The organism is Rhodococcus sp. NPDC057014 (assembly GCF_042673295.1).
In the GTDB taxonomy this organism is placed as follows: domain Bacteria; phylum Actinomycetota; class Actinomycetes; order Mycobacteriales; family Mycobacteriaceae; genus Rhodococcus_F.
Genome location: NZ_JBHUSF010000148.1, coordinates 1 through 20,972, shown reverse-complemented (window position 1 = coordinate 20,972; position 20,972 = coordinate 1). Strand labels below are relative to the sequence as shown.

Genomic DNA, 20,972 nt, shown 5'->3' with positions numbered 1-20,972 from the left:
TGTTAACCGCGGGCGGTTAACAAGTACTCACGGGTGGGAACCGCACCCTGGGGGAGACAACCGACCGGATGTGTGGTTCACTATTGGAGGTCGTAAGTTTTGTGTTTGTGTTTCCCACGCTCGCAAATCGATGGTTGCGAGCGTTTGGACGTCCTCCACAGGAATTGTCGTAGACGGTCGTGTCAATGACCCTGGTAACCGAGCCGGTTGCCTGAAGAAGTTACTGTGTTAGAGGAGATTTACATGGCAGAGGGCATCGTGAAGTGGTTCAACTCCGAGAAGGGGTTCGGCTTCATCGCCCCCGAGGACGGCAGCGCTGACGTGTTCGTCCACTACTCGGAGATCCAGAGCGGCGGCTTCCGCACGCTCGAGGAGAATCAGCGTGTTTCGTTCGAGATCGGCCAGGGCAACAAGGGCCCGCAGGCCACCGGCGTCACCCTGATCTGAGAACGGCCATGACTTCCCGGTTCGCCGGGACATGACGTTCGAGCAAGGCCCCACTCGTCACGGAGTGGGGCCTTGTCTCGTCTTCACACGCTGTCGCTGCTAGGCCGATCTGAGGTGGGCGGCCTGGTACCCGAGATTCATGGCGCAGACCAGCCAGAGTTGCAGCGCCGAACTCTCCGACGGCCCGAACAGCCCGATCACCGCAGCGGCTCCGAGGGCGGCGGCGACGAAGAACGTGGCCGTTCCGAGTGCCCGCCGGGGCCTCGACGAGAAGACCACCGTTCCCGTCACGAAGAGCGCCCACAGTGTGGTGGCGACGATGGCGGCGGCGACGAACCAGGCCGCAGAATACCTGCCCGGCCACGTCCACGGCTGCGCTCCGTTGTCCAGTGTGCACACGAACGCCAACGAGAACGCCATGATCACCACGGTGGCGCCCCCGAGTGCCAGATGGCCCCCGACAAGCACCTTCCCGACTGTTCCCGCCCCCGCAGGCGCCCGCGCGCGCCCCTCCTCGACAATCGTGTGCTGCATCCCCGACTACCCCGACCTTTCGTTGTCGTCACCTGGTTGGACGCCGCGCAGGACCGTTCGGTTCCACGGGATTTTCGGTCCGCGGTGACGGCTGAACGGCGTCTCGGTCAGGCGTTACCGTAGCGGTCGGCGAAGAGGCGGTGACGCTCACCCACCCGTCGGCACTCTTCGCGCAGCTCAGGGGGGTCGAGGACGGTGAAGTCGACGCCGAATGCGCTGAGCCAGTTGGCTATCGACGGCACGGAGTCGCCGCCGAGCGCGACCGCGCATTGTCCGTCGGGCATTTCTTCGAGAGTTCCCCAGTCTTCGTGCACGAGGGCTGCCATCTCGTCGATCGACGCGTGCAGCAGCACTCGTGCGCGGATCCGGGTGACGGCCCGGTTGATTCCGCGTGCCACGAACTCGGCGGCGCCGCCGGGCGGCAGTTCGCGGGGCGTGAACCGTGGTCCCGTCGGGATCTTGGGTGTCAGGCGGTCCACCCGGAACGACCGCCAGTCGGCGCGGGCGAGGTCCCAGGCGACGAGGTACCAGCGCAGTCCGGACCGCACGAGCCGGTACGGCTCCACTTCGCGGCGGCTCTCGGTGCCGTCGTGGGTGCGGTAGTCGAAGCGGAGTCGTTCGTGGTTGTGGCACACCGACGCGACGGCCGACAGGACCTGCGCGTCGACGGCGCTCTTCGCGGGCTCGCGGTGGACGACGTCGACCTGCAGCGCCTCGAGGCGGTGCCGCAGGCGGGACGGCATCACCTGCCGGAGTTTGGTGAGTGCTCGCATCGACGCCTCGCCGATGCCGACCACGGAGCCGGTGGCGCCGGATTGGAGGCCGAGCGCGACGGCCAGTACCTCCTCGTCGTCGAGCAGCAGGGGCGGCATTTCCGCGCCGGCGCCGAGTTGGTACCCGCCGCCGACCCCGACCGTCGCGTCGACCGGGTAGCCGAGGTCGCGGAGTTTCTCCACGTCTCGCCGGACGGTGCGCGGAGTGATGCCGAGCCGGTCGGCGAGTTCTGCCCCGGACCAGTCCTTTCGGGTCTGGAGCAGGGAGAGCAGCCGGAGGAGTCGTGCCGAGGTTTCCCGCATGCACCTCAGGATGCCATCGATAGAGGACATCTTCTGTCCTCTATCGGCGGGAGATAACGGTAAGTAACGATTTTCCCACCAGCCCCACGAGTGTCACTACACTGGCGCCGACGCTCCACGGACCATCGCATCAGTACTTCGTGAAAATCCGACGGAAAGGTCTCAGCGTGACGCACTTCCGTGCTCGACCCATCACTTCGGCGGTCAAGGCGCTGCTCGCCGCAGTCATGACCACCGCCTTCTGCCTGGCACTGGCGGTCTCGACCACCGCCACGGCGTCCGCCTCGGCGGCCGACCTCTTCAACAGCGCACAGGGCAGATTCGCCGCGGGGGACACCCGCGGTGCCCTCGCGGACATCGGCGGCGCCGTCGCCGGAGAGCCCGGCGACACGAACGCGCTGGCGTTGCAGGCCATCTACGCCGACGCCGCGGGCGATCTGATCACCCGTGAGGCCGCGCTCGCCCGGCTGGGCGCGGCGGACGGCGGTATGCGCGCAGGCGTCGACGGGATGCTGAACGCGATCAGGATCGCGTCGTTCACGCCACCCAATCCGCTACCGGCCATCCAGGGGCCGTCCACCGCGATCATCGTCCTCGGGTTCGGTCTGCTCCCCGACGGCACGATGCGGCCGGAATTGGTCAACCGCCTGCAGGCCGCGATGGTCCAGTCGTGGGTCTCGCCGATGTCGCCGATCATCGTCACCGGCGGCAACCCGCAGAACGGCGTCACGGAGGCGGCCGCGATGCAGGGATGGTTGCAGGCGCACGGTGTGCCTGCGCAGCGCATCCACCCCGAGCATCGTGCCGGATCGACGGTGGGCAACGCCCTCAACTCGGTTCCGCTCGCCCGTTCACTCGGCGCGGGCGGCGCGATCCTCGTGACGTCGGCCAACCACATCCGCAGGGCAACGGTCGATTTCAACGTCGCCGGACTGCCGGTGGTCGGGGCGATGAGCGCGATCACCAGCGCCGGTCAGCTGATCGCCGAGTTCATGCCGCTGACGAAGGACCAGCAACTCGGCATGTACCGCGACGCGATCAGGGTCTTCGGCATCCCCGCCAGCTATTGACGTGACGACGCGTCGGCGTCGGGCGGCGGGGGGAACGGTCATGGGGAGACGTTAGGGCGGCGCTGTGACGGGTTCGTGTCACGCGTGTTTCCGGGGTGAGAACGGCGGGGTGAGGACGGCGGCCGCTGCGGGCGTGGGCGGTGGCGGGGTGTAGTTCGTGGCAGTATTGCGACGCACCGACCGCAGGAGGACACATGCGCTTGTCGCCCCACGAGCAGGAGCGTCTGCTCCTGAGCTACGCCGCGGAACTCGCGCGGAGGCGCCGGCAACGCGGACTCGTGCTGAACCACCCGGAGGCCGTGGCTCTCATCACGGATCACATCCTCGAGGGGGCCCGCGACGGCCGGTCGGTGGCGGAATTGATGGGCTCCGGCCGGGAGGTGCTCACCCGCGCCGACGTGATGGAGGGTGTCCCGGAGATGCTGCACGACGTGCAGGTGGAGGCCACGTTCCCGGACGGCACGAAACTCGTCACCGTCCACGATCCGATCGTGTAGGGGTGACCGTGATTCCAGGTGAAGTCTTCTGCGCCGAGGGTGTGATCGAGCTCAACGAGGGTTCTCCCCGCACGGAACTCGAGGTGGTCAACACCGGTGACCGGCCGGTGCAGGTCGGGAGCCACGTCCATTTTCCGCAGGCCAACCGTGCCCTGCAGTTCGACCGTTCCGCCGCCCACGGCCTGCGGCTGGACATTCCGGCGGGCACCGCGGTGCGTTTCGAACCTGGTATCGCGCAGACGGTTTCACTCGTGCCGCTGCGCGGAACCCGGGAAGTGCACGGGTTGAGCCTCACTCCTCCCGGAAGGCTGGACGCGTCGTGACCGATCTCAGCCGCGCACGGTACGCCGAGTTGTTCGGTCCCACGACCGGCGACCGCATCCGGCTCGCCGACACCGACCTTCTGATCGAGATCACCGAGGACCGCAGTGGCGGACCGGGACTGGCCGGCGACGAAGCGGTGTTCGGTGGCGGAAAAGTGTTGCGCGAGTCCATGGGCCAGGGCCGCGCCACCCGCGCCGAGGGCGCGCCCGACACGGTGATCACCGGCGTGGTGGTCGTCGACCACTGGGGGATCATCAAGGCGGACGTCGGTATTCGGGGCGGGCGCATCGTGGCGCTCGGCAAGGCGGGCAACCCCGACACGATGTCGGGGGTGCATCCCGATCTGGTGGTGGGTCCGTCGACCGAGATCATCGCCGGGAACGGCAAGATCCTCACCGCAGGCGGTATCGACTGCCACGTGCACTTCATCTGCCCGCAGATCATGGACGAGGCGCTGGGCGGCGGCATCACGACGATGATCGGCGGCGGTACCGGCCCCGCCGAGGGCAGCAAGGCCACCACCGTCACCCCCGGTTCGTGGCACACCGCCCGGATGCTCGAGGCGCTCGACGGCTGGCCGATGAACATCGCCCTGCTCGGCAAGGGCAACACGGTCAACTCCGAGTCGATGTGGGAGCAGTTGCGCGGCGGGGTCTCCGGGTTCAAGCTGCACGAGGACTGGGGTTCGACACCGGCGGCCATCGACGCGTGCCTCACCGTGGCAGACGCCGCGGGGGTGCAGGTGGCGCTCCACTCGGACACGTTGAACGAGGCCGGTTTCGTCGAGGACACGATCGCGGCGATCGCCGGACGTGCGATCCACGCCTATCACACGGAGGGCGCGGGCGGCGGCCACGCACCGGACATCATCACGGTGGCCGCGCACCCGAACGTGCTGCCGAGTTCGACCAATCCGACTCGGCCGCACACGGTGAACACCCTCGACGAGCATCTCGACATGCTCATGGTGTGCCACCATCTGAGCCCGAAGATCCCGGAGGATCTGGCGTTCGCGGAGAGCCGGATCCGGCCGTCCACGATCGCCGCGGAGGATCTGCTGCACGACCTCGGCGCCATCTCCATGATCGGCAGTGACTCGCAGGCCATGGGACGGATCGGCGAGGTGGTGCTGCGCACCTGGCAGACGGCGCACGTGATGAAACGCCGGCGGGGTTTCCTGCCCGGCGACGCAGGCGCCGACAACCAGCGCGTCCAGCGCTACGTGGCGAAATACACGATCTGCCCGGCCGTCGCGCACGGACTCGAGGCCGAGATCGGGTCGGTCGAGGTCGGCAAACTCGCCGACCTGGTGCTGTGGGATCCGGCGTTCTTCGGTGTGCGGCCGCACGCGGTGATCAAGGGCGGCATGATCGCGTGGGCCGCGATGGGCGATGCCAACGCGTCCATACCGACTCCGCAACCGGTGCTGCCGCGTCCGATGTTCGGGGCGGCCCCCAAAGCCGCGGCCGCCACGTCCGTGCACTTCGTCGCGCCGCACGCCCTCGAGGACGGACTGGCCGATCGGCTGGACCTCGACCGGCGACTGGTGCCGGTCGCGAACGTGCGGTCGCGGGGCAAGGCCGACATGCCGCGCAACGACGCGCAGCCGCGGATCGAGGTGGACCCCGACACGTTCACGGTCCGCATCGACGGCGAGGTGTGGGAAGAGCAGCCGGCGGCGGAACTGCCGATGGCCCAGCGATACTTCCTGTTCTGATGCGCCTCGCTCACCTGATGTCCCTCGCCGATTCGCGGCTGCCCACGGGCGGTCACGTGCATTCGGGCGGCATCGAGGAGGCCGTCGCCGGCGGTGTGGTCCGCGACGTCGCCACGACGGAAGCGTTCCTGCGGCGACGGATCCGGACCGCCGGGCTCGTCGGGGGATCGGTCACCGCGGCGGTGTGCGCGGGCGGGCTCACCGCCGAACGCGCCGACGCCGAGATGGACGCGCGCACCCCGTCCCCGGCGGCGCGTTCGTCCTCGCGGGCGCAGGGGCGAGGCCTGCTGCGGCTGGCTCGCACCACGTGGCCCGAAAACGACTGGTCGCCACTCGGACCGCGCCCGCACCTGCCGGTGGTGTCGGGGGTGGTCGGAGCCGTCACCGGGATCGGACCGCGGGAGGCGGCGCTGGTCTTCGTGTACACCACCATGACCGGGTCCGCGATCGCCGCGCAGCGTCTGCTCGCGCTCGATCCCGCGCAGGTCGCCGCGTGCACGTTCGCGCTGGCCGACCTGTGCGACGACGTCGCCGACCAATGCGTGACCGGACTGTCGAGCGTGTCCGACCCGTTCCTGGACGTCGTCGCCGAGCGGCACGTTCTGCGGGACCGCCCCCTGTTCGTGTCGTGACACCGCTGTACCCAGTAAGGAGAAATCAACCATGCCACCACATTTCATCGACGGTGAACCGCACGACCACCACCACGACCGTCCCCGGCGGGTCCGGGTGGCGGGGGAGCCGGTCCGCATCGGGATCGGCGGTCCGGTCGGGTCGGGCAAGACCGCGCTCGTCGCCGCGCTCTGCAGGCAACTGCGCGAGGAGTTGTCGCTGGCCGTGCTGACCAACGACATCTACACCACCGAGGACGCGGACTTCCTGCGCCGCAATGCCGTGCTGCCGGACGAACGCATCGCCGCCGTACAGACCGGTGGCTGCCCCCACACGGCGATCCGCGACGACATCACCGCCAACCTCGACGCCATCGACGACCTGATCGCGGCCAACCCGCCGCTCGATCTGATCCTGGTGGAGTCGGGCGGCGACAATCTCACCGCGACGTTCTCCTCGGGCCTGATCGACGTGCAGATCTTCGTCGTCGACGTCGCCGGCGGTGACAAGGTGCCCCGCAAGGGCGGTCCCGGTGTGACGTTCTCCGATCTGCTCGTGATCAACAAGACCGACCTCGCTCCGATGGTCGGAGCCGATCTCGGGGTGATGCGCCGCGACGCCGAGCGGGTGCGCGAGGGCAGGCCCACGGCGCTGATCTCGCTGACGGAGGACCCGTCGTCCGGACCGGCGCTGGCATGGGTGCGGGAGCAGGTGCGCACGCTCGCCGCCGTGCACCCGTAGTGCGCACCGAACTGACGATCCTCGCGTCCCCTGATCGCAGTCCGCGGATCTCCGCGGCCGGGGGACTGGCGGCCCGGATCACCGGCCGCGACACGGTCCACGTGATCGGCACCGCCGCGACCCCGCTCGGCGGCGACCACTGGGACATCGCCGTCCGGGTGCTGCCGGGTGCCCGGCTGACGCTGCGCAGCGTCGCGGCGTCCCTGGCGCTGCCCGGCCGCGGTCGGGTGCTGTCCACGGCGCGGTGGTCGGTGGAGGTCGGGGACGACGCGGTGCTCGACTGCGCGCTGGAACCCACGGTGATCGCGGGCGGCGCGGAGCATCGCGTCGAGACGACGGTGACCCTCGCCGAGTCGGCAACGGTGCTGCTGCGTGAACGGGTGCAGATCGGGCGGGCGGGGGAGAGGGCGGGACGCTGGGTCGGCGTCACCAACGCCGATCTCGGCGACCTGCCGCTGCTCCGGCACCAACTGGAAATCGGCGTCGGCACCGTCTCGCACGACGTGCTGGACGGTCCGGCGGCCGTGACCAGTGAACTGCGGTACCCGGACGACCGGCCCGCCGAAGTGACGGGTGACATCCGGTCGGCGCGGACGCGTCTGCCGCTGGCCCGCGGCGGCAGCCTCACCACCCGGCTCGGCCCGCACCTGTGACGCAGGTGAGCGGCAAAGTGCGTGATGGTGCGCATTTCCGCACCCGTACCGGGAGCGCCTAAGCTCTACCCTTGTGCTTTCCGTCGTTCCTCGCCCCGTCGTCGTCCGGGCCCCGTCCAAGGTCAATCTGCATCTGGCCGTCGGGGACCTGCGCGACGACGGCTATCACGAGCTGAAGACGGTGTTCCAGGCTCTCTCGCTCGGCGACACGGTGTCCGTGGTCCCGGCGGAGACGCTGTCGGTGACGGTCCGCGGTGAGGACGCCCGCGTCGTGCCCACCGACAGCGGCAACCTCGTGTGGCAGGCCGCCGAGATGCTCGCCGCCGAGTCGGGGCGGCGTCCGGACGTCGAGATCGCCATCGACAAGGGCATCCCGGTGGCGGGCGGGATGGCCGGCGGCAGCGCCGACGCCGCGGCGACGCTGGTCGGTCTGAACGCGCTGTGGCAGCTCGACCTGTCGCGGGAGGAACTCGACGGGTTCGCCGCGAAACTCGGCAGCGACGTGCCGTTCTCCCTTCACGGCGGCACGGCGGTCGGGACGGGACGCGGCGAGCGGCTGCTACCGGTGCTCTCCCGCAGCTCGTTCCACTGGGTGCTCGCGCTCGCGAAGGGCGGCTTGAGCACCCCGACCGTGTTCCGGGAACTGGACCGGCTGCGTGCCGACGGGAATCCGCCGCGACTCGGCGGACCCGAAGAGCTGATGCACGCTCTCACGACGGGTGACGCGGCGACGCTGGCCCCGTTGCTGGGCAACGACCTGCAGGCTGCCGCGCTGTCGCTGAATCCGGGACTGCGGCGGACGCTGCGTGCCGGGGTCGCGGCGGGCGCCCTGGCCGGCATCGTCTCCGGGTCCGGCCCGACCTGTGCCTTTCTATGTGCTGACGCGGATGCCGCGGTCCGGGTCAGCGCAGAACTCGCAGGTGCGGGGGTGTGTCGCACGGTGCGAGTCGCCAGCGGACCCGTACCGGGCGCCCGAATAATCAACGACGCGGCGGAGGGATCGCACTGATGGCGAATCTGATCAATCTCGAGCAGGTATCGAAGTCCTTCGGCATCAAGCCGCTGCTCGATTCGGTATCCCTCGGAGTGCAGGAAGGCGAGCGCATCGGCGTCGTCGGCCTCAACGGCGGTGGCAAGACCACCATGCTCGAGGTGCTCGCCGGTGTGGAGTCGCCCGATTCGGGACGTGTCAGCCGGGTCGGCGGCCTGCGCATGGCGGTCGTGACCCAGCGCGGCGTCCTGCCGCCCGGCTCGAGCGTCGGCGACGTGGTGCTCGGACCTCTCGGGGTTGCCGACCACGAGTGGGCGGGCGACGCCCGCATCCGGTCGATCCTGGCCGGCATCGGCATCGACAACCTCGGGCTCGAGGTGTCGGTCGACGGACTGTCGGGTGGCGAGCGGCGACGCGTCGCGCTGGCGGCCGCGCTCGTCCAGGACCTCGATCTGCTGGTGCTCGACGAGCCGACCAACCACCTCGACGTCGAGGGTGTGCAGTGGCTGGCGGAACATCTCGTCGGCCGTCGCAGTGCGCTGGTGGTCGTGACCCACGACCGGTGGTTCCTCGACACGGTGGCCAACCGCACGTGGGAAGTGGTGGGCGGCAGGGTCGAAAGCTACGAGGGTGGCTACAACGACTGGATCTTCGCCCGGGCGGAGCGCTCCCGGCAGGCCGACGCGTCCGAGGAACGCCGCCGCAACCTCGCCCGCAAGGAACTGGCCTGGCTGCGGCGCGGCGCGCCCGCCCGCACGTCCAAGCCCAAGTACCGGATCGAGGCCGCCGAGGCGTTGATCGCGGATGTCCCGCCGCCCCGCGACAACGTGGCGCTGGCGTCGTTCGCGCAGCGCAGGCTCGGCAGGGTCGTCATCGAACTCGAGGACGCGCGCCTGGAGACGCCGGACGGCCGGGTACTCGTCGACGACCTCACGTGGCGGTTGGCTCCGGGTGAGCGTGTCGGTCTGGTCGGCGTCAACGGCTCCGGCAAGACGACGCTCCTGCGCACGCTCGCCGGGGAGATCGCGCCTGCGTCGGGCAAACGCATCCAGGGGCAGACGGTGCACATCGGCTGGCTCCGTCAGGAACTCGACGACCTGCCGACGAACATGCGGGTGCTCGAGGCCGTCAAGGACGTCGCCGAGCGGATCACGTTGGGCGACAAGGAGGTGTCGGCCGGGCAGCTCGCCGAACGGCTGGGTTTCACCCCCGCCCGGCAACGCACACCGGTCGGCGACCTGTCCGGTGGCGAACGTCGCCGGCTGCAGCTGACGCGGGTGCTGATGTCGGAGCCCAACGTCCTGCTGCTCGACGAGCCGACCAACGACCTCGACATCGACACCCTGCAGCAACTCGAGGACATCCTCGACGGCTGGGCGGGCACGATGGTCGTCATCAGTCACGACCGGTACCTGATCGAACGCATCTGCGACTCCACCTGGGCGTTGTTCGGCGACGGCAAGCTGACCAACCTGCCCGGCGGAATCGAGGACTACCTGCGCCGGCGGGCGAAGATGGTCGACACGGGCGCACCGTCGGTGGCGTCGACGGCGACCGGTGCGTCCGCGCCGAAGCAGGTGCGGGACGGGGCGGCCGAGCGCGCCGCGCGCAAGGAACTGTCGCGTCTCGAGCGCGCCGTCGCGAAGTTGGACGACCGGGAACGGACGCTGCACGAGAAGCTGGCGGAGGCCGCCACCGATCCGGACAGGCTGCAGAAGCTCGACGCCGAGCTCAAGCAGGTCGTCGCGGAGAAGGAAGCCACCGAGGAACAGTGGATGGAGCTGGCCGCCGAGCTGGACTAGCTCCGTCGGAGCCGCAGCGGCAGCACCCGCTGCCGGCGGCTCGTCCCCTGCGCGCTGCGCCGGCACTGGTCTGTGAAATTACTGTGCGGCAAAGGGATTCGAGAATCGCGGCTCGGCTTGCACCCGCAGGGGCGCGCGTCTGCCAGGTGAGGCTTGCCTAAGGTAGTGTGGGGTGTGTGCTGAAGCGCAGGCCATGCAGTCATTTCGTAACCTTTTCGTGTCCCGGATCACGGCCTGAATATGCATGATCCGGGCAAAACGGGGGAATCCAACGCGAACCTGCAGATTCTCGGACTAATCTGCAGTCCAGGGTTTGCATGTCGCTGCACAGGAGGCGGGGGTCATGGATCTCGAAGCGATCAAACAGATCGAGCAGCTCAAGCACCGTTACTCACGTGCACTCGACACGAAGTCGTGGGTGGAGTTCGCCGACACGATGGTCCCGGACGTCACCGCGACGTACAGCGAATACCTCACGTTCGACTCCCGTGACTCGTTCGTGTCCTTCCTCGAGAACACCCTCGGGACCCACGTCATCACCGAGCACCAGTGCGGCCAACCCGAAATCACCGTCACCGGTGACACCGCCGTCGGCGTGTGGTTTCTCGCGGACACCACGCTGATTCCCGAGGACGGCATGCTGCTGCGCGGGTCCGCCTATTACCACGATCGTTACCTTCGGTGCGCCGACGGCAACTGGCGGATCACGCACACCGGGTACGAACGCACGTGGGAATCGGTTGCGGCGCTGTCCGATTTCCCGAGTTTCCGGCTCACGTCCAACAAGTGGGCGATGTTGCAACCTCCGGCGTCCGCCTGAGGGGCACACTGGGACGCGGGTGCATCACGGACACTGGGAGGTGACGACGTTGCCGGAAGTCCCCGTTCCCGGCGCGCTGCCGTACCTGACGGTGCGGCACGGAGTCGAGGCGATCGAGTGGTATTCCAAGGTGTTCGGCGCCCGCGTCGTGGGTGAGCCGATCGTCATGGACGACGGCCGGGTCGGTCATGCGGAACTGCGGTTGCCGACCGGCATGATCTATCTCGCCGAGGAATTCCCCGAGATGGGTCTGACCGCGCCGGAGTCCGGTTCGACGTCCGTGAGCCTGATGTTGTCCGTCGACGACCCCGACGCCGTCCTGGTGGGTGCCCGCGACGCCGGCGGCACCGTGGAACGCTGGATCTCGGAGGGGCACGGACACCGCAACGCCACCCTCATCGACCCGTTCGGGCATCGCTGGATGCTGGTGGGGCCTGCCGATCCGGCCGTGTCCGACTGAACGATCCGGGCCCGCGGCTAGTGTCGGCACATGCCGAACATGCCGACTGCACCCGACCGCTCGTCGTTTCCGGACACCCGCGCATGGATCCGCGCGCTGCCCGCACTCGGCGGTGCGACGCCTGCGCCCGTCGACACGCTGCCGGATTCACCGACGGCGCTGTTCCTCGACTGGATCGCGCAGGCCGCGGAAGCCGGTGTTCCGGAACCGCACGCCGCTGCGCTGTCCACGGTCGACGCCGAGGGCAATCCGGACGCGCGTTTCCTGCTCCTCAAGGACGTCACGGAGCAGGGCTTCTGGTTCTCGGGTGACACCCGCTCGCCGAAGGGACGCGACCTTGCTGCGAATCCCGCTGCGGCACTGTCATTCTACTGGCGCGAGCAGGGCAGGCAGGTGCGGGTGCGCGGCACCGTGATCGAGGGAGAGCCGGCACTGTCGGCACGCGACTTCCGCGAACGGTCGGTCACCGCCCGCGCCGTGGCGGCCGCCAGCAGGCAGAGCGAGGTGCTCGACGATCCCGCCGAATACGAACGCGCGGTCGCGTCGGCGGTGGCCCGCATCGAGGCCGACCCCGACTTCGTGTCGGAGACCTGGCGGGCATGGTGCATCGTCCCGGACAGTGTCGAGTTCTGGCAGGCGGACGCCGGACGCAGGCACGTGCGCCGGCTCTACCGCCGCGAACCGGATCGGTGGATCCGTGAGGTGCTGTGGCCGTGACCGGGCCCGGCGGCAGGAGTCAGCGCGCAGTCGAGGGCGAGCGCAGGTCGACGACGATCGACTGGCCGTTCAGCTTCGCGTGGATCTCGGGGCGTTCGAACCCGGCTGCGACGAGGTACTCGCCGAGCAGCGCCAGCAGTTCGTCGGCGTCCACGGTCGGGTCGGCGGAGTGGCTGCTCGCCGACGCGAGGTGATCCTCGAGCAGCTCGGTGTGTGCAAGACGGCCCGCGACTCGCACGGCTGCCACTCCCATCGCGTTGCGTCGCATGACGGTGCGTCCACGAGATTCGGGCGGCGCCGTCGTGTCGGGGGCCGCGGCCGGCTCCTCGGTGCTGTGCGAACCCGAGCTGCGCGTCGGCAGCGGGAAGGTGAACGTCTCGGCGGAGCTGGTGGCGGACTTGCCGTTGCCGTTGCTGCTGCCGGTCAGTCCGCCCGTGCCCGGTTCGGCGAACGGGGACCCCGTCGCCGGGCTCGTGCCCGCGGACCCGTTGCCGCCCGATCCGTTCGTGGAAATGCCGTTCTCCATCGTTTCGCTTCCTGCTCGTGGCCAAACGGGTACCGCGCAAAGCCCGTCAGTGTGCTCGATTCGATCTGAAAGCTACCAGCAGCGTCCGGCGGGCCGCACACCTCGACGCCTCACGACGCGGCCCTGCCGCCGCCCGGACTCTCACCGCTCTGTCAGCGGACCCCCTCTGCCCGCAACTCCCGGGCCCATGCGGACGCGTGCCGCGTCAGCACGCCGGCGATCCGCTCCAGCTCACCCGGGTACGACGCGACCTCGGCGGGCATGGACACACTGAGGGCGTCGGTGGCGGGGATCCGGTAGGGCACCACGGTGGCGATGCACACCACGCCGACCGTGCCCTGTTCCCGTTCGAGGGCCCACCCTCGGTTGCGGACCTCGCCGAGTTCGGTGACGAGGTCGTCGAGGTCGACGATGGTGTTGTCGGTGTACCGCTCGAGTGTCGCGGGAAGCAACTCCCGTACCTCACCGGTGGTGAGTTCGGCGAGAAGGGCCTGCCCGAGCGCGGTGACGTGGCACGGCAGTTTGCGGCCGACGCGGTGCATCCGCCGAACCTCGACCTTCGACCCGCGGCTGGCGAGGTAGATGACGCTTTCCTCGTCGCGCCGCGCGAAGTGCACGGTGTGGCTGACCTCCGACCGGAGCGCCTCGAGTACCGCCGCCGCCCTCGATACGACCGAATCCTTGTCGAGATACGACGTGCCGGTGAGCAGCGCGTGGGTGCCGATGCCGTAGCGGGAACCGGACTCGTCCGCCTCGATCCACCGCAGATCCTTGAGCGTGCGCAGGAGGGCGTGCAGACTCGACCGCGGATATTTGCACGCTTCCTGCAGCTCGCCGAGGCTCATGCGGGTCGGCGACGCGGCGAGCGTCTCGAGGATGTGGATGGTGCGTTCGGCGGATTTGACCGGTTGGGATTCCGGGGCCGCCCCACGCGTGTCTTCTGTCACCATGAAGACACTATCTCTCATTCTGAACCCGATATCACCTACTGACCCGTGCCCGGTGCCGGCGAGGGGTCGCACTCAGTACTCCGCGACGAGGTTGGCCGCGATGTACTCGAGATCGATGTCCTCGCCGAGACCCGGCCGCTGTGGCATCGCCACCATGCCGTTCTCGTCGACGGGGTCGACGATGGACTTCAGATGCGGCGGCACCCAGTCGTAGTCGACGTGCGGGTGCAGAAGACCGCGCTCGTACCACTGGACGTTGTTGGCGGCGCCGACGAGTGCCAGGTTGGGGGCGCCGTTGCCGTGGACCTCGCAGTCGAGGCCGAAACCCTCGGCCATGTGCATCGTCTTCAGGGCCGGGGTGATGCCGCCGCCGTTCATGGCCCCGACGCGCAGGATGTCGCACGCGTCGTTCGCGATCCAGTCGGCACGGGACCGGTGCCTGCCCGGAGTCGTCTCGGGTCCGATCACCGGTGTGTCGATCTGGTCGGCGAGCCACTTGTACGAGCGCAGCGAGAACTCGTCCATCGGCTCCTCGAACCAATCGAACTTCAGCCGGTCCAGTTCGCGCCCGAGTCTCAGGGCGTCGGTGCGTGAGTACCAGTGGTACCCGTCGAGCATCAGCGAGAAGTCCTCGCCGACGGCGTCGCGGACCGCGGCGCACGCGTCGATGTCCCGGCTGAGGCTGGGGGCGCCCGGCAGCGGCGGCATCCAGGTGTGCAGTTTGATGCCCTGGTAGCCACGCCTTTTCAGGTCGACGGCGAAGTTCGCGTAGTCCTCCGGGGTGGCGAGGCCGCCGTCGATGTCGTCACCGCACATGGTGCTCGCATACGCCTTGACCTCGGTGCGCGCGCCGCCGAGCAATTTCCACACGGGTGTGTCGAACTTGTTGCCCGCGAGATCCCACAGCGCCTGATCCAGGTAGCTGCAGGTGTGTTCGGGAAGCTCGACCGCCCGCGTGCGCTGCCGGATCGCCCACTTCTTGTCCGCGGCCTCCCGCGCCAGCGGGTCGGAGCCGATGAGGACGGGCCGGAAATGCTGCTCCACCTGGTCCTGCCGCAGGTAGTTCGGCTTGCCCAGGACGTACCCGCTGACGCCGTCGGAGTCGGTGATCCGCAGCAGCGCCCCGGTCGTCGGCACGGACGGGCCGGGATGGCGATGACCGTACGAGTCGACCGAGGTGCGTGCCTCCGTCTTGAAAACCTGCACGGCGACTTCTGTGATCACGCTGGACATGATGATTCGCTTTCTCTTCGAAAAGTCTTATTTGCCCTGGCGGGCGACGTACTTGGCCATGGAGCGGTCGAGTTTCTCGGCGAAGTCGTCGGCGAAGTCCTGCGCGCTGAGCTGCCCGATGAGCACCTTCTGCCACTGGCCGAGCATCTGCACCTGAACGATCTTGCCGAAGTCCGGCAGGTAGTCCGGCGGCGTCACCAGCACGGTTTTCGGGTCGTCGAGTGCCGCGAGCGCGGCCTGCACGGACGGCATGCTCGCGAATTCCGGCGCGGAGCGGGCGGCCTTGTTGACCGGGATCTGCCCGACTCTCTCGTTCCAGTACGCCTGTGATTCCTGGGACGTCATGAACTCGAGGAACTTCCACGCCGCGGCCTGGTGCTTGCTGCTCTTGAACACGGTGTACGACGGGAACGGGTCGGTCATGACGGTGCGCTTTCCGTCCTCGTTACGCGGCAGGGCCACGGCGCCGGCCTTGTCGCCGAGCGCCTTCTCGTGGTTGCTCAGCGAGCCGAGGTTGTGCTGCATCATCGCCACGGATCCGCCGCCGAAGCTCGCGACCATCTGCGGGAAGCCGTTGTTGACGTCTGCGGTCGGGGTGGCGACATCGTAGAGCGCGGCGAAGCGTTCGATGGCGTCGACCATCTCGGGACGGTTCAGCGTCGACGTGCCTTCCTCGAAGAAGCTCTCGATCCCGGTGCTGGCGAACATGTACTGCAGCAGCGGGTAGATGGATCCGGCGCCGCCGCGAATGGTGAATCCGTAACGGCCGTTGTCCTTGTCGGTCAGATCCTTCGCGGCGTCGAAGAACTCGTCGTAGGTGTCCGGCGGTTCGATCCCGGCCTCGGCGAACCAGTCGGCGCGATACCAGAGGGTGGCGTTGTTGCTGGTGTACGGGAGACCGAACAAATGCTCGCCACCACCGGATTCGCGTGCCGACTCGAGAATTCCGGCGTCGTACTCGTCGCGCTGGGGTGACGCCGCCATGAAGTCGTCGAGTGAGATGACCGCGTCCTGGGCGACGAGCGGGGCGAGGTAGGCGGTGGAGACGATTCCGAGATCCGGTGCCGAGCCGCCGGCGAGCGCGGTCTGGTACTTCTGCTGGGCGCTGTCCGACGGAAGGCCCACGTATTGGATGTCGATGCCGGGATTCGCGGCCTCGAACCGGCGGATCAGCTCCTCGTACAGCGGAGTGCGGTCCGGTCCGGCGTTGTTGTCCCAGAACGTGAGCTGGGCGTTGTTCGGATCGCCGAGGGCGCCGTCGGGCAGCGAGGTCTCGGAACTGCAGGAGGCGAGCACGAGCGTGGCCGCCGCCCCGACCAGGGTGGAGCGCAGGAGCGTTCGCCGGTTCATGTGGATCCTCTTTTCGAAAGTCATGATCAGCCCTTGACGGCGCCGGCGCTCAGGCCCTGGACGAGGTACTTCTGGATGACGGCGAAGACGGCGACCACCGGTACCGCGGCGATGAGACCGCCCGCGGCGAGAACTCCGAAGTCGACGTTGTAGGAGCCGATGGTGTAGCTGAGGCCGACCGGCAGCGTGAACTTCTCCTGGCTGCTGATGAACATCAGGCCGAACAGGAAGTTGTTCCAGCTGCCGATGAACGCGAACGATCCGACGGCGATCAGGCCGGGCCGCAGCAGCGGCAGCATGATGATGCGGAATGCGCGCAGGCGTGAGCAGCCGTCGACCATCGCGGCTTCTTCGAGTTCGACCGGGATCTGCGCGATGAAACCTGCCATGAGCATGGCGGCCAGCGGAAGCTGGAACACGGTGTCGGCGACGATGAGTCCCGTCAGGTTGTTGACGAGGTTCATCTCGCGGAACACCTGGAACAGCGGGATGAGCAGCATGGCTCCGGGCACGAACTGGCTGCAGAGCAGTGCCATCACCAACGGGATCTTGGCGCGGAACTTGAAGCGGGCCAACGCGTATCCGGTGGCGAGCGCGACGAAGGTGGTCAGGACGAGCGACAACGCGGCGACGATGAGGCTGTTCTTGAAGAAGAAGCTGAAGCCGAGGGTGTTCCACACGGTGTCGAAGTGCTCGAACGTGATGGGCCAGGGGAGCATCGAGTTCGATCCGGCGGGCCGGAACGCGAACACGATCATCCAGTAGAACGGCACGAGCGTGAACAGCAGGTACAGGGCGAGCGGGAGTCCGACGCTGAACAGGCGCGGCTTCTTCGTGCGCGCCCGCAGCTTCCCTGTGGTGTCCGGCTCGGGCAGCGCAACGGTGGGGCGATCGGTGGTGGTGGTCACGGCGGTCAGACCTTCTCACTGTTGAACTTGCTCAGGCGCAAGTAGAGGATCGAGCAGAACAGCAGGATCACGAATGCGACCGTGGTGAGTGCCGAGCCGTATCCGAAGTCCTGGGCGGTGGTCGCGAGCTGTGAGACGTACAGCGGGAGCGTCGTGGTGACGTCGGCGGGGCCGCCCGCCGTGAGGGTGTAGAGCAGGTCGACGTTGTTGAACTCCCACACACCGCGCAGCAGCGTCGACAAGATGATGACGGCCTTCAGGTGTGGGAGGGTGACGAAGCGGAACCGCTGCCAGCGGTTGGCGCCGTCCACGTTGGCCGCCTCGTACAGGTCCTTGGGGGCGCTCTGCAGCTCGGCCAGGATGAGAATGGCGAAGAACGGAACACCGCGCCACAGTTCCGCGACGCCCGTCGCCCAGAACGCGGTGTCCGGATCGGCGATGGGAGCGGCGGTGCCGTCTCCGATGCCCATGTTTCCGAGAAGTTTGAACAGGCCCGTGGACGGGTTGTAGATCAGCAGCCAGATGCCGGTGGTGAGGACGCCGGAGACCGCCCAGGGGGAGAACACCAGGGCGCGGGCCAGGCCCCGGCCCCGGAACACCTCGTTGACCAGCAGGGCCAGCCCGAGGCCGAGGATCAGCTGGAACACGACCTGAAATCCCACCCATTTCGCGGTGGTGACCAGGCTGGTCCAGAAGAGGGAGTCGGCGAACATCAGCCGGAAGTTGTCGAGGCCGGCGAAACCGTTGTCCCACGGCGTCGTCGGATTGTAGTACTGCAGGCTGTAGTAGAAGACGCTGCCGACCGGGTAGAAGATGAAGACCGCCAGCAGGAGGACCACCGGCGCGATCAGGATGTAGGGGGCGGCGGTTCTGCGCCAGGCCGGTCTGCGGCGAATGCGACCGGGAGAGGCCGGCGCCGCCGCCGCGGTCCGCCCTCCTGGCCTGGGGGAGGTGGTGGTGACCATGGTGCACGCTCCGAGGTTCGGTGCCGGTCGCGCCGGCGGGTCAGGGGATTGTGGCTACTGCTGCTGACGCGAGATCACCGAGGGTGGCGCGTCAGCGGGGAAGGAGATGGGGAAACGACTGCGGCCTCCGGCCGTCCCGGTGAGCCCGGTGTGTGCGGGGCTTCGGTGGCGGTGCATCCGTATCGTTCATGTATGTGAACTCACGTTCTCTATGTGAATTGTCGAACTCACTATGACGGCAGTCACAAGGTCCTGTCAAGCGTGATCGGCTAGACGTTGCGCCGGATCCAGTCGGCGGCCCCGGCCTGCATGTCGGCCGAAAACCGGTGCCCGCCCGCGAACCACTGCGTGGTCAGCCCATCGGACCCGCCGTACGCGCGCCGGAGCAGGCCCTCGGAGTCCCGCATCCCCTGCGGGCCGAAGTGCGCATCGTCCCGCGCGTACTGAACCAGCAGCGGCCGCGGCGCAGCGCATGCGGCGACCTCCGGCCAGTCGCAGACCGCAGGCAGGCCCGGGGTGATCATCAGCCACGTCGTGTCGTCTGCCCTGCCGTCCGCGACGTCGGCAAAAGTGCTCATCATCGCGGTGATCACCCCTGCTCGCAGGCGCGTCGAACACGCCAGCAGGTGTGCGACGCGGGCCCCGCCGCCCGAGAATCCCGCCGCGGCCACCCTGTTCGGATCCACGCCGTCGGTGGCGAGGAGGACGTTCAGCGCGCGCAGGTCCTCGGCGACGACCTTGGCGGCGAGCGAGGTGCCGGTCAGGGTCGCCGCCTTCGCGAGGCCGTTCTCGTGCTCGCGGGCCGCCGCCTCGTATCGGCGCAGGCGAACTTCGGGGGTGTCGGGCCCGGGCGGGCATGCGGTGAAACCCGTCGACCTGGCGCGGTCCGGTAGTTCCGGCCAGGGCACGCGCCTGCTGCCCCAGGGGAAGACGTCGTGCACGAGTACGACGAAACCCGCCTGTACCAGCCCCGTTGCGACGGCCAGGCCGTCATACCCGCGTGCCCGGAGTCCGGCGACGGCCGGTGGGACGCCGTCGGGGCCGTCGGCCACCTTCTCCTTGCCGTAGAACTTGACGCCGTCGTGGGCGTGCATCAGCAGGACCGCGGGACGCTCCGCGGTGTCGGCGGGCCGGTCGGGGCGCAGGAGCCAGGCCGCGGTGTCCGGACCGTCGTCACCGGCCGCCCACGTGAGTTCGCGACCGGCGACGCCGTCTCGGGCCCACGACCTGCCGTACCGCACGTCGGGGGTGGCCGCCGCCTGTTCGTCGGGCACTCCGAGGACGTCGCGAACGGCGTCGCGGTGTCGGTCGGAGGGGGTCGATCGTGGACAGTGGGGCGAAAGGTGTGTTCCCATGTGTGAACTCCGTCTTGTCTACCGAATCATGTTGTCGAACTGCCGAGGGGTTTTCACATGTCCGTAAGAACCGTCGATCGCATCGTCGCGCACGCCTATCCGTGGGACGTGCTCGGTGATCCGCACTTCGTCGACCGTGCGCGCGCCCTCGGGGTCGCCGAGATCTCGCTCGCCGCGAGCTACCACTCGACCCGCGCCGCAACGCCGCTGCATCCGGCGCACAAGGTGGTCGACGCCCACCACGCCGCGCTGTACCGCCCCATCCGGTCCGCCGCCTGGGACGGCCACACCGTCACGGCCAGGGCGGCGACCTGGGCCGGTTCCGACGATGCATTCGCCGATGCGGCGCGAATGCTGATCGATGCCGGCATCGAGGTGAACGCCTGGATCGTGCTGTCCCACAGCACCGTTCTGGGGCATGCGCATCCGGACGCCACCGTCGTCAACTGCTTCGGGGACCGCTACCCCTACGCGCTCGCGCCCGGGCACCCGGACATCGTCCGGTACGCCCGGACCCTCGCCGCGGAGGCGGTGCGCGGCGTCGACCTCCACGGTGTGTCGATCGAAGCGTGCGGACAACTGGGCATCGCGCACGTCGGCCCGCACGAGAAGACCGATGGCGCCTATCCGGGAATCGGCGACACGCTGATGTCGATCAGCTGCACCGGACGGGAGCGGGCGCTGTGGGCGGATCGGGGCGTCGATCCGGACAAGCTGACGGCGAAGCTGTGTGCAGGCGTGGATGCGCTGACCACGGGCACGCTCGCCCCGGACGCCGCGATCACCGACGTCCTCGACGAGGCGGAGGCCGAGGCGGTGCTGTCCGTGCGCCGTGCGCATGCCGATGCCCTCCGGGGTGCGGTGCTCGGCGCCGTGCGCGCCGAGGTTCCGTCGGCCCGCGTCACGTTGCACGGCCATCCGAACCCCTGGAAGACCGGGCCTTCGCCGGCGCTGACGCCGGCCGCTGCGGACGACGTCGACGCCGTGCTCGTCTCCGCCTGGCCGGGAACCGCGGAGACCGTCGCCGTCACCACGCAGACCCGGGAGCTCGTCGGTGACGCCGTCGACGTCGGGGCCTACGTGTCGGTGTTGCCGCCAAAGAACCTCGACGATGTGAGCGGCCACGTCGCGGCCACCGTCGCGGCCGGAGCGAACGAGCTGCACCTCTATCACCTCGGGTTGGTCAACGCGGCGCAACTCGACGCGTTGGGGCGCATCATCCGC

Annotated in this window: 23 protein-coding genes; 14 read left to right on the top strand and 9 right to left on the bottom strand. The window is 68.7% G+C overall.

The features are described 5' to 3' along the window. Window positions 1-243 precede the first annotated feature (243 nt). Window positions 244-447, top strand: a complete 204-nt coding sequence (locus ACFTZB_RS25745) for a cold-shock protein (RefSeq protein WP_005255446.1) — start codon at window positions 244-246, stop codon at window positions 445-447. 99 nt (window positions 448-546) lie between these two features. Here ACFTZB_RS25745 and ACFTZB_RS25740 read toward each other — a convergent pair whose 3' ends face one another. Together ACFTZB_RS25740 and ACFTZB_RS25735 are read right to left on the bottom strand one after the other, a co-directional pair. Continuing rightward, window positions 547-981, bottom strand: a complete 435-nt coding sequence (locus ACFTZB_RS25740) for a hypothetical protein (protein ID WP_378435367.1) — start codon at window positions 979-981, stop codon at window positions 547-549. A 107-nt stretch (window positions 982-1,088) separates the two neighbouring features. Continuing rightward, a complete protein-coding gene (locus tag ACFTZB_RS25735; protein ID WP_378435375.1) occupies window positions 1,089-2,057 on the bottom strand; it encodes a helix-turn-helix transcriptional regulator in 969 nt (322 codons plus the stop codon). A 227-nt stretch (window positions 2,058-2,284) separates the two neighbouring features. On the opposite strand from ACFTZB_RS25735, the gene ACFTZB_RS25730 reads away from it, so the two are divergent. The 12 genes from ACFTZB_RS25730 (at window position 2,285) to ACFTZB_RS25675 (ending at window position 12,461) form a co-directional block, all read left to right on the top strand. Further along, window positions 2,285-3,127, top strand: coding sequence for a YdcF family protein (locus tag ACFTZB_RS25730; protein ID WP_378435373.1), 843 nt, complete (start codon window positions 2,285-2,287; stop codon window positions 3,125-3,127). A gap of 194 nt (window positions 3,128-3,321) precedes the next feature. Continuing rightward, a complete protein-coding gene (locus ACFTZB_RS25725) occupies window positions 3,322-3,624 on the top strand; it encodes an urease subunit gamma (protein ID WP_378435365.1) in 303 nt (100 codons plus the stop codon). A gap of 8 nt (window positions 3,625-3,632) precedes the next feature. Then, window positions 3,633-3,947, top strand: a complete 315-nt coding sequence (locus ACFTZB_RS25720) for an urease subunit beta (RefSeq protein WP_378435371.1) — start codon at window positions 3,633-3,635, stop codon at window positions 3,945-3,947. After that, window positions 3,944-5,665 carry an urease subunit alpha gene (locus ACFTZB_RS25715; protein ID WP_378435363.1) on the top strand — a complete coding sequence of 574 codons (1,722 nt, stop codon included), beginning with the start codon at window positions 3,944-3,946 and terminating at the stop codon, window positions 5,663-5,665. Before ACFTZB_RS25720 ends, ACFTZB_RS25715 begins: the two co-directional genes overlap by 4 nt. Next, complete coding sequence (locus ACFTZB_RS25710; RefSeq protein ID WP_378435361.1) at window positions 5,665-6,297, top strand: urease accessory protein UreF; 633 nt, start codon at window positions 5,665-5,667, stop codon at window positions 6,295-6,297. The genes ACFTZB_RS25715 and ACFTZB_RS25710 overlap by 1 nt, the downstream gene beginning before the upstream one ends. 31 nt (window positions 6,298-6,328) lie before the next feature. Then, on the top strand, window positions 6,329-7,018 hold the full coding sequence (gene ureG, locus ACFTZB_RS25705; RefSeq protein WP_378435359.1) for an urease accessory protein UreG: 690 nt from the start codon (window positions 6,329-6,331) through the stop codon (window positions 7,016-7,018). Continuing rightward, window positions 7,018-7,671 (top strand): urease accessory protein UreD, encoded by a 654-nt coding sequence (locus ACFTZB_RS25700; RefSeq protein WP_378435357.1) that lies wholly within the window; start codon window positions 7,018-7,020, stop codon window positions 7,669-7,671. The genes ureG and ACFTZB_RS25700 overlap by 1 nt, the downstream gene beginning before the upstream one ends. A gap of 73 nt (window positions 7,672-7,744) precedes the next feature. Further along, entirely contained in the window at window positions 7,745-8,680 is a 936-nt protein-coding gene (locus ACFTZB_RS25695; RefSeq protein WP_378435355.1) for a 4-(cytidine 5'-diphospho)-2-C-methyl-D-erythritol kinase, read from the top strand. Next, window positions 8,680-10,464, top strand: a complete 1,785-nt coding sequence (locus ACFTZB_RS25690) for an ABC-F family ATP-binding cassette domain-containing protein (RefSeq protein WP_378435353.1) — start codon at window positions 8,680-8,682, stop codon at window positions 10,462-10,464. Before ACFTZB_RS25695 ends, ACFTZB_RS25690 begins: the two co-directional genes overlap by 1 nt. A 343-nt stretch (window positions 10,465-10,807) precedes the next feature. Next, window positions 10,808-11,284 carry a nuclear transport factor 2 family protein gene (locus ACFTZB_RS25685; RefSeq protein WP_015889488.1) on the top strand — a complete coding sequence of 159 codons (477 nt, stop codon included), beginning with the start codon at window positions 10,808-10,810 and terminating at the stop codon, window positions 11,282-11,284. A gap of 40 nt (window positions 11,285-11,324) precedes the next feature. Beyond that, window positions 11,325-11,744: a VOC family protein gene (locus ACFTZB_RS25680; RefSeq protein WP_378435351.1), complete on the top strand. Its 420-nt coding sequence runs from the start codon at window positions 11,325-11,327 to the stop codon at window positions 11,742-11,744. Window positions 11,745-11,783: 39 nt separating this feature from the next. Next, complete coding sequence (locus ACFTZB_RS25675) at window positions 11,784-12,461, top strand: pyridoxal 5'-phosphate synthase (protein ID WP_378435369.1); 678 nt, start codon at window positions 11,784-11,786, stop codon at window positions 12,459-12,461. Window positions 12,462-12,480: 19 nt separating this feature from the next. Here the strand turns inward: ACFTZB_RS25675 and ACFTZB_RS25670 are convergent, their stop codons facing one another. From ACFTZB_RS25670 to ACFTZB_RS25640, 7 genes are all read right to left on the bottom strand, one after another. Then, on the bottom strand, window positions 12,481-12,987 hold the full coding sequence (locus tag ACFTZB_RS25670) for a hypothetical protein (RefSeq protein WP_378435349.1): 507 nt from the start codon (window positions 12,985-12,987) through the stop codon (window positions 12,481-12,483). 152 nt (window positions 12,988-13,139) lie between these two features. After that, complete coding sequence (locus tag ACFTZB_RS25665) at window positions 13,140-13,937, bottom strand: IclR family transcriptional regulator (protein ID WP_378435347.1); 798 nt, start codon at window positions 13,935-13,937, stop codon at window positions 13,140-13,142. Window positions 13,938-14,009: 72 nt separating this feature from the next. Further along, a complete protein-coding gene (locus ACFTZB_RS25660) occupies window positions 14,010-15,170 on the bottom strand; it encodes an enolase C-terminal domain-like protein (RefSeq protein ID WP_378435345.1) in 1,161 nt (386 codons plus the stop codon). Window positions 15,171-15,197: 27 nt separating this feature from the next. After that, window positions 15,198-16,520: an ABC transporter substrate-binding protein gene (locus tag ACFTZB_RS25655; protein WP_378435343.1), complete on the bottom strand. Its 1,323-nt coding sequence runs from the start codon at window positions 16,518-16,520 to the stop codon at window positions 15,198-15,200. A gap of 26 nt (window positions 16,521-16,546) precedes the next feature. Further along, window positions 16,547-17,428, bottom strand: a complete 882-nt coding sequence (locus ACFTZB_RS25650) for a carbohydrate ABC transporter permease (RefSeq protein WP_378435341.1) — start codon at window positions 17,426-17,428, stop codon at window positions 16,547-16,549. 5 nt (window positions 17,429-17,433) lie between these two features. Continuing rightward, entirely contained in the window at window positions 17,434-18,393 is a 960-nt protein-coding gene (locus tag ACFTZB_RS25645) for a carbohydrate ABC transporter permease (RefSeq protein ID WP_378435339.1), read from the bottom strand. Between the two features lie 269 nt (window positions 18,394-18,662). Beyond that, a complete protein-coding gene (locus tag ACFTZB_RS25640; protein WP_378435337.1) occupies window positions 18,663-19,748 on the bottom strand; it encodes a hypothetical protein in 1,086 nt (361 codons plus the stop codon). Window positions 19,749-19,805: 57 nt separating this feature from the next. On the opposite strand from ACFTZB_RS25640, the gene ACFTZB_RS25635 reads away from it, so the two are divergent. Beyond that, window positions 19,806-20,972 (top strand): hypothetical protein (locus ACFTZB_RS25635; RefSeq protein WP_378435335.1); only part of this gene is annotated, 1,167 nt, incomplete at its 3' end.